Source organism: Edwardsiella ictaluri ATCC 33202, from assembly GCF_000264785.1.
In the GTDB taxonomy this organism is placed as follows: domain Bacteria; phylum Pseudomonadota; class Gammaproteobacteria; order Enterobacterales; family Enterobacteriaceae; genus Edwardsiella; species Edwardsiella ictaluri.
The window spans coordinates 38,438-51,820 of record NZ_AFJI01000034.1; the positions used below are offsets into that span (position 1 = coordinate 38,438).

General features: G+C 58.8%; 15 protein-coding genes. 3 read left to right on the plus strand and 12 right to left on the minus strand.

All coding sequences use genetic code 11. The features are described 5' to 3' along the window. Positions 1 to 129: 129 nt before the first annotated feature. The 8 genes from EIEH_RS04430 to EIEH_RS19240 all read right to left on the minus strand — a co-directional run bounded on the left by EIEH_RS04430 (position 130) and on the right by EIEH_RS19240 (position 8,221). A complete protein-coding gene (locus tag EIEH_RS04430; RefSeq protein WP_015871474.1) occupies positions 130 to 2,079 on the minus strand; it encodes a sigma 54-interacting transcriptional regulator in 1,950 nt (649 codons plus the stop codon). An 87-nt stretch (positions 2,080 to 2,166) separates the two neighbouring features. Continuing rightward, positions 2,167 to 3,342, minus strand: coding sequence for a 2-methylaconitate cis-trans isomerase PrpF family protein (locus tag EIEH_RS04435; RefSeq protein WP_015871473.1), 1,176 nt, complete (start codon positions 3,340 to 3,342; stop codon positions 2,167 to 2,169). Continuing rightward, positions 3,332 to 3,835 carry a LeuD/DmdB family oxidoreductase small subunit gene (locus EIEH_RS04440; RefSeq protein WP_015871472.1) on the minus strand — a complete coding sequence of 168 codons (504 nt, stop codon included), beginning with the start codon at positions 3,833 to 3,835 and terminating at the stop codon, positions 3,332 to 3,334. The genes EIEH_RS04435 and EIEH_RS04440 overlap by 11 nt, the downstream gene beginning before the upstream one ends. Positions 3,836 to 3,843: 8 nt before the next feature. Next, the gene (locus EIEH_RS04445) at positions 3,844 to 5,109 is read right to left on the minus strand and encodes a 3-isopropylmalate dehydratase large subunit (RefSeq protein WP_015871471.1); all 1,266 of its coding nucleotides are present in this window, start codon (positions 5,107 to 5,109) and stop codon (positions 3,844 to 3,846) included. A gap of 48 nt (positions 5,110 to 5,157) precedes the next feature. After that, entirely contained in the window at positions 5,158 to 6,102 is a 945-nt protein-coding gene (locus EIEH_RS04450; RefSeq protein ID WP_015871470.1) for a hydroxymethylglutaryl-CoA lyase, read from the minus strand. Between the two features lie 22 nt (positions 6,103 to 6,124). Then, a complete protein-coding gene (locus EIEH_RS04455; RefSeq protein WP_015871469.1) occupies positions 6,125 to 7,318 on the minus strand; it encodes a CaiB/BaiF CoA transferase family protein in 1,194 nt (397 codons plus the stop codon). A gap of 218 nt (positions 7,319 to 7,536) precedes the next feature. After that, the gene (locus tag EIEH_RS04460; protein ID WP_015871468.1) at positions 7,537 to 7,992 is read right to left on the minus strand and encodes an SgcJ/EcaC family oxidoreductase; all 456 of its coding nucleotides are present in this window, start codon (positions 7,990 to 7,992) and stop codon (positions 7,537 to 7,539) included. Between the two features lie 79 nt (positions 7,993 to 8,071). Continuing rightward, positions 8,072 to 8,221 (minus strand): hypothetical protein, encoded by a 150-nt coding sequence (locus tag EIEH_RS19240; protein ID WP_015871467.1) that lies wholly within the window; start codon positions 8,219 to 8,221, stop codon positions 8,072 to 8,074. Between the two features lie 456 nt (positions 8,222 to 8,677). Here EIEH_RS19240 and ykgO point away from each other — a divergent pair, with 456 nt between their 5' ends. Continuing rightward, the gene (ykgO, locus tag EIEH_RS17340) at positions 8,678 to 8,803 is read left to right on the plus strand and encodes a type B 50S ribosomal protein L36 (protein WP_012848801.1); all 126 of its coding nucleotides are present in this window, start codon (positions 8,678 to 8,680) and stop codon (positions 8,801 to 8,803) included. Positions 8,804 to 8,977: 174 nt separating this feature from the next. Here the strand turns inward: ykgO and EIEH_RS04465 are convergent, their stop codons facing one another. After that, positions 8,978 to 9,862 carry a GNAT family protein gene (locus EIEH_RS04465; RefSeq protein WP_015871466.1) on the minus strand — a complete coding sequence of 295 codons (885 nt, stop codon included), beginning with the start codon at positions 9,860 to 9,862 and terminating at the stop codon, positions 8,978 to 8,980. 62 nt (positions 9,863 to 9,924) lie between these two features. Between EIEH_RS04465 and EIEH_RS04470 the strand changes: the two genes are divergently transcribed. Then, positions 9,925 to 10,344, plus strand: a complete 420-nt coding sequence (locus EIEH_RS04470; protein ID WP_035608820.1) for a hypothetical protein — start codon at positions 9,925 to 9,927, stop codon at positions 10,342 to 10,344. On the opposite strand, the gene EIEH_RS20070 is transcribed toward EIEH_RS04470, so the two are convergent. The 3 genes from EIEH_RS20070 to EIEH_RS04480 all read right to left on the minus strand — a co-directional run bounded on the left by EIEH_RS20070 (position 10,252) and on the right by EIEH_RS04480 (position 12,398). Continuing rightward, complete coding sequence (locus tag EIEH_RS20070; RefSeq protein WP_368288049.1) at positions 10,252 to 10,677, minus strand: sugar transferase; 426 nt, start codon at positions 10,675 to 10,677, stop codon at positions 10,252 to 10,254. The genes EIEH_RS04470 and EIEH_RS20070 overlap by 93 nt on opposite strands. A gap of 186 nt (positions 10,678 to 10,863) precedes the next feature. Beyond that, positions 10,864 to 11,493 carry a Rossmann-fold NAD(P)-binding domain-containing protein gene (locus EIEH_RS16840; protein ID WP_050977398.1) on the minus strand — a complete coding sequence of 210 codons (630 nt, stop codon included), beginning with the start codon at positions 11,491 to 11,493 and terminating at the stop codon, positions 10,864 to 10,866. A gap of 461 nt (positions 11,494 to 11,954) precedes the next feature. Then, positions 11,955 to 12,398, minus strand: coding sequence for a GNAT family N-acetyltransferase (locus EIEH_RS04480; protein ID WP_015871462.1), 444 nt, complete (start codon positions 12,396 to 12,398; stop codon positions 11,955 to 11,957). Positions 12,399 to 12,786: 388 nt separating this feature from the next. On the opposite strand from EIEH_RS04480, the gene EIEH_RS04485 reads away from it, so the two are divergent. Beyond that, a complete protein-coding gene (locus EIEH_RS04485; RefSeq protein ID WP_015871461.1) occupies positions 12,787 to 13,050 on the plus strand; it encodes a hypothetical protein in 264 nt (87 codons plus the stop codon). Positions 13,051 to 13,383: the final 333 nt, after the last annotated feature.

Below are 13,383 nucleotides of genomic sequence, written 5' to 3' on the forward strand. Positions count from 1 at the left end.
CAAGCTGGGAATGGGCTATTTTTGTGATATGAATCATATGTATCCAGGTGATGTGCCGCACTGCTGTCGCCCCGGTCACACTTTATTCTCCCCGGGGTAACAGGCGCGGCGTAGCGCGTCACAACTTTGTTATGGCTCGGACGCGTCGTGGCGATCCGCCTCCGGGGATTGGCCGTGAATATGACGGTAGATACTCATTTTGCTGATATTCAATTGGCGCGCCGCCTTCTGCTGATTCTGCTGATTGCGCGCCAGATAATATTGTACGATTTGGCGTTGGCAATGGCCGGTCATGAGTTTGAAGTCGTCCAGCAGCGGGATGCGGCAGGTCAGGACGCCGCGCCCGCCCGCCTCGCTGACGGCCTCGTCTGGCTGGCAATAGCGCTGCAGGATCTGGGTCGGCGTCAGGGCGGGGAACACCCGGTAGAGGATGGCGAAGCGCTCGATGATGGCCCGTAGCTCGCGGACGTTGCCGTGAAACGGGTGGCGGCACAGCGCCGCCAGCAGCACCGCTTCCTGCTCCCCGTCGAGGCAGCACCCGAGGGTTTGCAGAAAGTGGCGCCCCAGCAGGCGGATATCGTCGTCGCGGCTACGCAGCGGCGGCAGCAGGATGTGCAGCGTATTCAGCCGGTAATACAGATCGCCGCGGAACAGCCGCTCGTCGATCCGGCGTCGCAGATCCTGGTTGGTGGCGGTGATGATGCGCACGTCGACCGGCAGTACCCCGCTGCCGCCGATGCGCATGATCTCCTTTTCCTGCAGGGCGCGCAGCAGCTTGGTCTGCATACTCAGCGGCAGCTCGCCGATCTCGTCCAGAAACAGGGTGCCGCCGTGCGCCAGCTCGAACAGCCCGGCCTTACCCCTGCGATTGGCGCCGGTGAAAGCGCCGTCCACATAGCCGAACAGCTCGCTCTCCAGCAGGTTCTCCGGGATCGCCGCGCAGTTAATCGCCACGAAGGGCTGGCTGCGCCGCGCGCTGCTGCGGTGCAGGCTCTGGGCAAACAGCTCTTTGCCCGTGCCCGACTCCCCCTGGATTAAGACGTTGGCCTGCGTCGCAGCATAGTGGCGCGCCAGCGTTTTGATATCCTGCATCTTTGGGTCGGCGGTATGGATATCGTCAAAGTCATAGCGCGCGACGAACCCCTGCCGCCGCCCCTCCTGCTGGCGCAGGCGGTGCTCGGCGTGGCGGATCAGGCGCGAGGCCGACAGGGTGCAGACCACCCCGAGGCTGCGTCCCTGGCTGACGATGGGTACCCGGTTAACGATAAAGGTATCGCCGTTAACCTCCACCACCTGTCCCAGCTGGCTGCGCTGACTCTTCAGCACATCCCGGGTGCGCGAATCCGGGATCAGCGTGCGGATCTCGCGGCCGATCACCGCCGACAGCTCGCGCCGCAGGATGGTCAGCGCCGCCGGATTGACCTGGATGATGCGATCCTGCGCATCGGTGACGATCAGTGCCTCGGCGATGGTCGCCAGCATGGTATCCAGCTGCGCGGCCTTCCTGCGGCTCTCATCTTCCGCGTGCGCCAGCAGCATCGCCTGATGCAGCGCCCGGTAAATGGCGTCGTCGTCGGCGGTCAGCAGCCGCGCGCTCACGCCGTGCCGCTGCGCCGCCCGCACCACCAGAATGCCACCGATGACGACATCCAGGGCGCGAATCTCCTCGCTGAGCAGCAGCGCGTCGATATCCTCGTGGCCATGGAACACCTCCTGACGGATCTCCATCGCCAGCGCCTGGGCGATCGGCGCCACCCCGGGCAGTGGCTGACGGTAGCTGATCACGCCGACCCGCGCGACCTCTCCCCGCAGCGGCAGCAGCAGCGTCAGCAGATCGAGGGCGCTGGTTTCGATGGAGACCACCGGCTTGAGCGTATACAGGCGGATTTTTTCGGCGGTGCCACCGCGGCTGATCACCGCCGAGATGTCGTCCGGCAGGCGCGCGACCTGACGGGCGACGGTGTCAAAGGCACCGTCGATCACCGTCAGACGGCAACCCAGTGCCGCCGCCTGCTGTCGCGCCAGAGTCGCCAGCTGGGGGTAGGGGGCGATAAAGGCAAAGTGAAATTCGGCGCTCATGGAAACTCCTTGGTCAACGGTACCGGGTGAGCCCGCCAGCAGAGGGGCCGCGTGAGCGGCCCCCGTGGCTCAGCCCGGCGTGAGGCGCTACTTCCCGTCGGACGTCGGAGCCAACAGGCTGTTTCGCAGGTAAAATTGTCCGTCCAGCAGGATCCGGGCGGTGCGGGTCACCCGCGACTTACGCAGCTGGTATGTCTCCCCCTGTCGTCCGACGGCGCAGTCGGTCACGATCACCCCGCTGGGATGGCCGATGCGCAGGCGATCGCCGGCGTGGGCCGCCGGTGCCATCCGTTGGTATACCAGGGTGCCGGGAATGCGGGCGGCGGCGCCCAGCGCGACGGTACCCGTCACCGGGTGGGCCTTGTGCAGCGCCTGCATAAATACCAGGCGTGAGACAATGTCGCACTGGTCCGCCTCAATGTGCTTACCGTTAAAGGTATCATGCGTGCGCGGTGAACTGACAATGCTAAAAAAGGGCGCATAGGGGATCTGCTGCGCCGCCTCGCGCCAGTCATCGATCAGTCCAATCCGCTGCGCGGCCTTGGCGCGGATCTCTTCGATCAGTGCCATCCGCTGCGCATCGCCGCTGATTTCGGCCGGGGTCTCCGTACCGCGCAGCCCCAGCGCCCCGGCATCGATAAACACCGTGACGTTGCCCGCATCAATGATGGAGACCTGATACTCACGTCCGCCGGCCTCAATGGTGTCACAGGGTGCTCCGCTGGGCAGCAGCGCGCCGGTGGTCTCCCCGCCGCAGTCGGCCCAGTCGAGATCGATGCGGGCGCCACTGCCCGGTACGCCGTCGATACTGCAGTCGCCCTCAACCCGCGGCATACCGTCGGCGACCGGCACATCGGCGATCAGGATCCGCCCGGTGTTCACCATATGTATCCGCACCCGGGTCAGCGGTACCTCAGCAGCGATCATCCCCTTCTGGATCGCGAAGGCGCCGACCGCCGCCGAGATGTTGCCGCAGTTGCCGCCGTAGTCGATGAAGGCCTCGCTGAGGCTGACCTGGCCGAAGATATAATCCACATCCGCGTCGGGGCGGCTGGCGGGCGCGATGATGGCCAGCTTGCTGGTCAGCGGATCGGCGCCGCCCAGCCCATCGATCTGGCGCAGATCCGGGCTGCCGAAGACGGAGAGGATCACCCGATCGCGCAGGGCGGGATCGGCGGGGAGGGCGTTCTTCATGATGAAGATGCCCTTGCTGGTGCCCCCGCGTACGATAGCGACGGGGAGCGCAGTCACTTCAGTTTGCATCACAACCTCCGGTTTGTCTGAGATGGTTTACCAGTCCGCCGGCGCGGATCATCGCCATAATGTTATCCGGCAGACGGGTGCAGGGGTAGATCTCCTGCTGGGTGATATTGTGGATGATGCCCTGGGCGATATCGATGGAGAGCGCGTCGCCCTGGCGGATCTCGTCAGCGCGCGGCGCGCTGAGCGCCGGGATCCCCAGATTGATGCAGTTACGGTAGAAAATGCGGGCGAAGGAGCAGGCCACCACCGCCTGGATCCCCAGATACCTGAGGGTGAGCGGCGAGGTTTCGCGCGATGAGCCGGATCCCAGGTTATTGCCGGCCACCAGAATATCCCCGGGACGCACCTGTGCGGCGAAGTCGGGATTGACGGCGGACATGCAGTAAGGGGCGGCCTCGGCGATGCTCAGCTCCATATACTGCGGCGGCGAGATGATATCGGTATTGATATTGTCGCCAAACTTCCAGACATTGCCGTGTAGCAGCGTATCCATCGGGGACCTCACAGAAGCGTTTGCGGTGAAATGATGCTGCCGGTCAGGGCAGCGGCGGCCACGGAGAGCGGAGAGGCCAGATAGATGTTGGCATCGCGGCTGCCCATGCGGCCGATGAAGTTGCGGTTGCTGGCCGAAATGCAGTTTTCACCGCCCGCCAGCAGCCCGGAGTGCAGCCCGACACACACCCCGCAGGTCGGCGCCAGAATGGTGGCACCGGCCTCCGCCAGCTGGCTGAGAATACCGCTGCGGCTGGCCTGCTGCCAGATCTGCTGCGAGGCGGGTGAGACCAGCAGGCGCACGCCGCGGGCGATCCGTTTGCCGCGCAGTAGGTCGGCGGCGGCGGCCAGATCGCTATAGCGTCCGCCGGTACAGGATCCGAGATAGGCCTGATCGATTCGGGTACCGGCCACGTTGTCGATATCGGTCACGTTATCGACGTTGTGCGGGCAGGCAATCTGCGGAGCCAGCGCCGGTGCCGCAAAGCGCAGCTGGCGTACATAGATGGCGTCATCGTCCGGGGGATAGACCGTATAGGCGTCGCGGCCGATTCCCTGCGCGGCGAGGTAGGCCTCCGTCAGTGCGTCTACCGACATTAGCCCGGCTTTGGCCCCCATCTCCACCGCCATATTGGCGATGGCCATACGCTGATCGATAGGCATGTCGGCAAAGGTGGAGCCGCAAAACTCCACGGCCTGATAGGTCGCCCCGGCGTGGCCGATGTGGCCGATGGTCTTCAGGGCGATATCCTTGGCCATCACCCCGGGGGGCAGCGGACCGCTCCACTCAACCCGCTGGCTCTCTGGCACCTTTAGCCAGGTTTTGCCGGTGGCCAGGATCCCCACCATCTCGGTGGAGCCGACGCCAGTGGCGAATGCCCCCAGCGCGCCGCCCATGCAGGTGTGGGAGTCGGTGCCCAGGATCAGGGTGCCGGGCAGTACGTGTCCCTGCTCTGCCATGATCTGGTGGCACGGCCCCTGAAATTCATAGTAGCGATCGATGCCCTGTTCGGCAGACCAGTCGCGGGTAAACTTGACGATCTCCGCCTGACGCGCGTTGGCGGGCGGCGTATAGTGATCGGCGATGACCACTACCCGCTCGCGGTGGCGGATCGGCATCTTCAGGCTTTCCAGCTGTTCGGCGATCTGCACCCGTGGTCCCAGGATGTCATCCATCATCGCCTTATCGACGTCGACCCAGACCACATCACCGGCCGTCACCTCTGTCAGCCCGGCCTTGGCGGCCAGGATCTTCTCTGCTACGGTTTTACCCATATCTCCTCCATCGGAAAGGGCGGGGGCGTACCGCCCCCGCGCGGAAAGCTACGGCTGGCTGAACTCGAATTCGTCGTAGCGCCGGGCGTGCGACAGCATGCCGCTCAGCGCCGCCGGTGCCAGTCCCTGCAGGCGATCCACCACTTGCAGCAGTCGTCCCAGATCGACGCCGTGGGCAATGCCCATGCGATCCAGCATGTTGACCAGATCCTCCGTCGCCGCGTTGCCGGCCGCGCCGGGGGCGAACGGGCAGCCTCCCAGCCCCCCGGCAGCGCTTTCGAAGCGGGTGACGCCCTGGCTGATGGCCGCATAGATATTGGCCAGCGCCATGCCGTGGGTGTTGTGCATGTGCAGGGCGGGATCGAGCCCCGGCAGCGCCAGGCGCAGCTGCTGCAGCAGCTCTACGGTCTGGCGGGGATTGGCCACGCCGATGGTGTCGCACAGCGTGAAGCGGCTGATCCCCATCTCGCGCCCGGCCCGCAGCAGCGCCGCCACGTCGGCGATCGGCACCGCCCCCTGGAACGGGCAGCCGAAGGCGGTGGCGACGATCAGCGTCACCTCCAGCTCCGGCAGGGCGCAGCGCAGGGTCTGCAGTTCTGTCAGCGACGCCTGCGGCGTCCGGTTGATATTCTTCAGGTTGTGCTGCGGGCTGGCGGAGATCACGTAGTTGACCTTGGTGATCCCGCAGGTTAGCGCCCGCTCGGCCCCTTTCAGGTTCGGCACCAGCGCCGCGATCTCCACCCCCAGCGAGTGGGCCTGCGCCACCGCATGGCGCGCGACGATGTCGGCATCCTTCATCTGCGGGATCGCCGCCGGATGCACAAACGAGGTCGCCTCGATTCGCTTCAGGCCGCTGGCCATCAGGCCGTCGATCAGCGCCAGCTTCTCCGGCGTCGGGATCCAGGCGGAGATATTCTGTAGCCCGTCGCGCGGGCATACTTCGGTCAGGCTAACCTGAGTCGGCCAGTCACACATTCGCATTTCGGTCATCATCAGGCTCTCCGTATCGCGTGGTTCATAGCGCCCCCTGGCGTGTCAGGCGCTCGATCTCCTGCGCGCTTAGCCCCAGGTAGCGCTGCAGGATCTCGGCGGTGTGCTCTCCGAGCCGGGGAGAGGAGCGCGGGGGAAGGTAGCGATCGTCGCTGAGCTTGATCGGGTTGCCGGTGACGCGGACCTCGCCGGCGATGGGATGGTGCATCGGGACAAACATCTGCCGCGCGCCGGCGATATGCGGATCGTTGACCACCCGGTCGATGGTGTTGATCGGCCCGGCGGGGATGCCGGCCTCCAGGATCATGGTGGTGGCCCGATCGATGGTTTTATCGCTCAGCCACTGCTCTATCCGTATCTTTAGCTCGCGGTGATGCTGGACGCGCAGCGGGTTGGTCAGGAAGCGCGCGTCGCTGATCAGTTCGGGCATCTCCATCAGCTCGCACAGCGCGTGGTACAGCTTGTCGTTGCCGGCGCCGATCACCATGCTGCCGTCCTGACACTTAAACGAGTCGTAGGGATAAATGGACTCGTAGCGGTTACCGTTGCGCCCCGGCAGCTGTCCGCTGCTGAGGTAGATCTGATTGATGATCTCCAGACCGGCGACCACCGAATCGACCAGCGCGACATCGACCTTCTGCCCCTGACCGGTGATCTTGGCACGGTGGTGGGCGGCCAGGACGCCGATGGTCATGAACATGCCGGCCAGCACGTCGGAAATCGCGGTGCCGCAGCGGGTCGGCTCGCCGTCCGGCCAGCCGGTGGTACTCATCAGTCCACCCATCGCCTGGCCGATAATGTCGTAACCGGCGCGTGCCGAATAGGGGCCGTAGTGGCCGAATCCCGACACGCAGCCATACACCAGACGCGGGTTGATCTCTTTTAGCTTCTCATAGCCGATGCCCAGCTTTTCCATGGTATTGGGGCGAAAGTTCTCGATCAGAATGTCGGCCTTGGCCACCAGACGCAGGAAGAGGGCGACGCCGTCGGGATCCTTCAGATTCAGGGTGATGCCCTGTTTATTACGGTTCAGATTCATGTAATAGGCGCTTTCTCCGTTAATAAACGGGGCAAAGCTGCGGCTGTCATCGCCGTGCTCCGGCGTCTCAATTTTGATGACGTGTGCGCCCATATCCGCCAGCAGCATGCCGCTGAAAGGCCCGGCCAGTACGCGGGTCATGTCCAGTACCACTAAATCACCAAGGGTCTGATTCTTCATTGCAATTACTCTCTCCGTTATGGCGTTAACTCAGTGTCGCCATAGCAGGAGCAGGTTACGTGCCAGCTTTTACCTGGAGAGAGATGTTTTTAATTCAATGAAAAATAAGATGATTTATTTTTCGCCTCAGCGAGTGCCGCGCGAGGGATAACAAATATGTTGCTATGGTTTCATTTTTGAAGGGGGCGGGCGCGTTTCGGGATGGCGCCCGGGTTGGATTAGGAGGAGGGCATCAACGATGAGTGGTGGGTGGCTATCTTCCACGTCTGGCCGTTCCAGGCGTAGGTAAAGGTATAGCGGGCGGCGGCGCTCGACCGATCCGCAAAGGTAAAGGTAAAGGTATAGGTGCCGGTATCGGTGGCGGTATTGCAGTCTATTTTTATGGTGCGGCTATCGATGACACCCACCGGTTTCCTGGCGAGAAAGTAGCTGAAGTCATCCAGCCGTTCTTTCTGGGTATAGCGCGTTTGAGCGGATACGGTGGGCAGTAAAACTGCGTCGGGCAGATAGGTATCGACCACCTTCTGTGCATCTCCCGTCTTTAGCGCCGCATTCCACTGGTCAAACAGCGCGGCGATTTGCTGTGGATCTACGCTGACGCACTGCTCGGTCGCGGCGGACACCGGGTTAACCATCCAGGCTGATACGACGGTGATAAGGTAGATTTTTTTCATACGGCTTCCTTGTTGTTAGGGGAGATCGACACCTTCATATTAATAACGTAAGTAAATAGTGTGGTGGTTATATCATCGCCTATCGCAGCGATAGCCGGGTCTCCGTCTGGCAGGGAGAGCTCCCCATCCCGGCGCTCTGGCTGCGGGCGTGTCCCAGGCTGATGAAGCGGGCGCTGACGCTGTCATAGATGATCTTACTGTCTGTATTTGTCGGTACGGCAGTTGTCATCTGTCAGCCAGCTCTAGGCTGGTCGTCGTTGGCGATTTGGTTCACCAGCGGGGCATGCAGATGCTTTTACGCGGTGGCATAGAGGAGTTCGGCGGGGGGGCCTGATATCCACCGGGCGCTCTGACGTCCAGACCATCCCCGGGTTCTGGAGCAGGGTAATCCCAGGGCTGCGGGGCGACAGAGGGCCGGACAGCGCCCACTGCCTAACAGGGGAGAGGCCGCGCTCAGATGCGGCGGAAGGGGGGATCGCCTTACCGACAGCGTGGCTAAATGGATCTTGCGAATGGTATCCGATCTCAATTATAATTGAATTGTTATAACGTAACATATTCTAGGAGCCGAGATGAAAACACCTATTTACCCGGAGCGCCGTTGGGTACCTTTTTTCGCGATTGCGCTGGATGGATCCCCCCTGTGGGGGATCCGCGTTGTCGCGTTGGGTGGAGGAGCGTGCCGATGAAGATTCTCTCTTCCCTGAAAACGGCAAAACATCGTCACCCCGACTGCCGTATCGTGCGTCGCCGCGGCAGGTTGTACGTTATATGCAAAAGCGATCCCCGCTTTAAGGCGCGCCAGCGCTGATGGGGTGGTTTTTCACGATCCTGCGTGGTGCTACGTGCCTTGGGAACGCACGATGCTCCCTCCTGGCGCTATTAACAAAGCTGTATGAGGGGCGTTGGCGATCGTCCGCCCACTGCATTCTGGCGCAGTGGGCTTCGGTGACGTATCCGTCGCTGGACGAAATAGGTGATGTGGCTATATCAGGGTTTTGCCGACGCCGACCGGATTACACCACCGTTGCTTGTATTTTCCTGACATAAAGCCGAAGGAGAAATGTAGCGGTAGGGCGAGCGCATGGGCTCTCGCTGTCGCTTTTTCCAGATTGTTCCACATGAGGATAGTGCCGATTGAATGCGCTTTTATCTCCATATCATAACCAATATTGATAAAGTCAACGAAGAAGCCCAGTGTAGACGTTGAGGTGATCAGTAGCTGGATCCCGACGGGGCTATCGTTAAGGTAGAGGACCTCACCGAGAAAGTTATTTTTAAACTTAACAAAGAAATCGATATTGATCTCTCGGTCAGGAATAGTAGTTTCCCTGCGCATAAAAAATAAATTTTCATATATTGAAAACAACTCTTCCCCGCTAAACTGGCTGATGTCGACAAAACTCCCGCCGTCGGCGATAAATTTTTTAATCTCACGCCGTCGGGTTGAAATGGTCTTTTTGGAAAAGTCTGTTTCGATGTTTTTTGCAAAGGCTGCGGTCCGCTTGGTAAAAAAGTGAAATGATGCGTTGATGATATTTTTTCTGAGCGGGCTGAGGCATTTGGTTTTGAATGGTGCAATACATTTGACCTCCGATGAGAACGGCAGAACGATAGATGAGCTGGGGATTGGCAGGTTGCTCATCGACTTATTGGGGTTTTTAAAGTCATTTACCAGCCATTTCCCATCAAGACAGGCAGCGCCCAGCAATTTATTTTTTCTATAGGCGATAAACCTCAGATCCGCACCATGATGTAACATAAACTCGATATAATGAGGAGATGATTCTGAGTTGTAGCCATATTTTGAACAGCAATCGGTATAATCGTTGATGCTGCACTCATCCCACCCAGAGAATTTTAAAAACATAGCAATGCCTTAATATTTTTTCCTTATAACTTGTTACTGAATATTATAATATATATTTTTATATGTCTATTGTTGAGATTTTATTGATTTTCTGGATGTCGATCAATGTGGCGGTGCCTGTTTTTTCAGCTATGCGGGGTGGCTATTCTTCCATCAGTGTCATGTTTTTGTGGTTTTCCTTCAGGGAGGCGGGGCTTCCCGCAGTACCACTGGCTATAGCTATTACCTGCGCAGGGGGGAACCCCGGCAGCAACGCTGTACGCCGGAATGTCGTGGATGACGGTAGCACCAGCACCTATTGTTTCATCGCTGCCAGTGGCGACGGGGCCGATAATTCAAGTGCCGGTGCCGATATAGAGCCGATCGCCGGTGACGGCTGTCGGCGTCTGTCAGGTGTCGACGGAGGAGACGTGGGAATGGTTAATGGTGCTGCCGATGATCGCCGTTGGGCTGATCACGATACAGTCTGCGTGCCCGGATAAAGTCCGTAGCCGACCCGGATCTGGCGGGATCTCCAGAGAGCCATTTCGTTTAAAGCGAAAATGCTGTAGCGGTACCGGGAGAGGCAGAGGCTGTGGCACAGGCGCATGCTCATCGATGACTTCCGGTAGCGTTATCTGCCAACCGACGCTACTGCTCATCGTGTGCAATGGTGTGCGGTGCGGCCTGACGATCGAGATACTGCCCTGTAATACGCTGATCAGCAGAGGCTGCTCATCCAGTGCGGAGCGGCATGGAAAAGCGTTGAAGGGGGTTATCCGCAGATCATGCTGGGTGACATTAGTGACGTTGTCACTATTTTCCTGCGCCTTGATGGCATGAAACTTTCAGACGTTGATATGTTGGCCGTTCACTCCATAGCGTACCTGCCCGGAGAGTCGCGGAGCGGGTGGGATGAACCGGATAGTCAACGTAATCGGTAGCACAGCGGCGTACTGAACAGCATGATCAGGGTGCCGGGGAGCCGATCTTCGCTGCGCTTGGTCAGCGCGCCAAGGCGGTTAAAAGGGGGAGGAAAAGATGCTGATGGCCTGAATATTGCCTATTTCCGTAGCTGGGAGAGATGGATAGCATAGGAACAGCGATCGGGAACGATATAGGCCTGGGCTGTGATCTCTGACAGCAGGAAGCTGAAAGTGGTGGATACGCTTCCGTGCGATCATGGGCAGAGCGATGTAGATCTCATCGATGTGGCCCACCCTGACCTCGGCAATCGGGCGGTTGACGGCACCCCGGTAGGGGCTCTTGGCCAGATAGCCAAAACGTCCCGCGCTGCGATTGTCATAGCAGGCCGGGGCGAGACGCATGTCGGCGCACTCTTGGAGCAGCGTTTTTTCTACCGCGCGTCTGCCGGACATCAGGCAAGAATGGCAACTTGTGCTTTGGTGTGGCGTGTATGTACAAAGCGCCGCAGGCGCAACAGCAGGGCGGTCCGGAGAGCAGAACCGCGATGTCATGAAATCGGATCCCTGAAGGGAGCTTGGCAGCAGGTAGGGGAATCGCTGGCAGATGGCCTCGGGAAAGGCGATAGTCAGCTGCTGGATCGCGGCCAGGCGGGATATTGCGACGTCGCTGATCTTTTCAATTTGCTGGAACGTGGCACCGGTATATTTACTGATAATAAATAACATATTAAAAACGTCAGGATAATAGTGAGTTCGGCATTGGGCTTGTCGCTGAGCCAGACCCAAGCGCCGCCGATAAGGCAGAGGGTTAATCGTCAGAAAGTCGATCTCCCCTGAACAGGGAAACGACGATACCATCGCTGGCGTTCAACCATTTATGTGTATTTAATTATCGCTTAACGGAGATAATTAACTCTATCCATTTGTTAAATATACCCGGCACCTGAACGGTGCACTGACCCTGTGATCCAGAGAGAAGGGGGCACAGGGAGCGCGTGACACCGTACAGGAGATCGCAATAATCTTGCGGATTGCGGTGGGTTTATTCTTGATCATGGGTTATGTAATCGCGTAATACCGGTAATTATGTCTGTAATGAGATGGATGTCAGACTTTTCTTTTGATATTGCTGGACGTGATGGGCGATTGGTGTGGGCCAGCGGGGTGCCCGGCGGCCCGATAGGCTTTTATAGGGTCAACTGATAGTGGTAGAAGGCGCGGTCGCGGACGTAGCCCTGCTTCTCATACAGCGCCTGGGCACGGGTATTGTCCGTGCCGGTATCCAGGCCGATAAATGACGCACCGCTGGCGCGGGCAAAGGACTCTGCCCGCTGCATCAGCCCGCGCGCAACGCCGTGACGACGTGCCTGTGGGGCGACAAACAGATCGTATAGCAGCCAGGTTGGCTTCATCTCCAGCGAGCAGAACAGGGGGTAGAGCTGGGTAAAGCCAACAGCATCTCCCCGCTCATCGGTCGCGTAAAAGATCACCGATTCGCCGTTACCGAGGCGCTGCTGCAGGTAGCGCAGCGTCTGTGCAGGGTTGGAGGGAACGTCATAGAACTGACGGTAGGCAATAAACAGCGGATTGATACGCTCGGCATCAGTGGGAGTTGCTTGATAAATGGACATGAGATATCTCCTTCGGGGCTGCTGCACTGCAGTGAGGTGCTGTGTGGGTAAAGCGCCGCCTGCGCGGACGGCGAATGGGCGATTATTCCCTATAGGCTATCGTGTCGCCGAGTGTGCCGGGTTCGCGTGCGCTAAACTGTGTATTTGTGTAACCGGGCGCGAATTCAATCCGAGGAGAGGTTTTGTGTATCTATCGGGCGTCTAAATTTATGCTACGGCACACGTCTGACCAGACGCTGCTGTAGCATAAATTTATACTTATTGCATAATCCTCTCTGGTTATTTTTTATTTCGTGATCCATTGTTTCTAAGGTTAAATTTTAGTCTTGAATTATTACTGAATTGTACTAGGTTTTTAATGCAGGAATTATTTCACAAGGAGATTGTCATGTTTAAAAAGGCATTCGCTGTTGCCGCATTGGCTGCCGGTGTGGTTTCCTTTTCAGCACTGGCTGCAGATACTGCGGTAGCTAAGCATGAGGATGCAGCACAGCACCATGAGGCGGTGGTTAAGCACCATAAAAAAGCCGCTAAGATGCATGCGGAAGGTAAGCACGCAGAGGCGAAGAAAGAGTCTCACATGGCAATGGAAAAATCGAAAGTCGCGTATGAAAAAACGCAGATGAGCAACGAAGTGACCCAAAAGCAGTAATAGTTTTATAATGTACGGTGGGCGGCCATTTGGCCGCCCATTATTTATATAAAAATGACCGACCGGATGGCAATGTACGGAGTGTAAACACCCTGGCGGAAATCATGCGTTTTGTGCCACCGGGAGCATCGCCACAGTATGCCGGGCTACAAACCGCGTTTTTGAATAAATAGATTTTATACTGTCAGCTCAATACAGTGACTCACCCCAGTGACAAAAAAGTATGTGGTTGAGACGGGTAGGGAAATATGCCTCCTGAAATGTATTAGTCTCGACTTGATCTGACACATTGCCTTGAAATATTGAGAGTTGCTTGTTAATCATGCTGCCGGA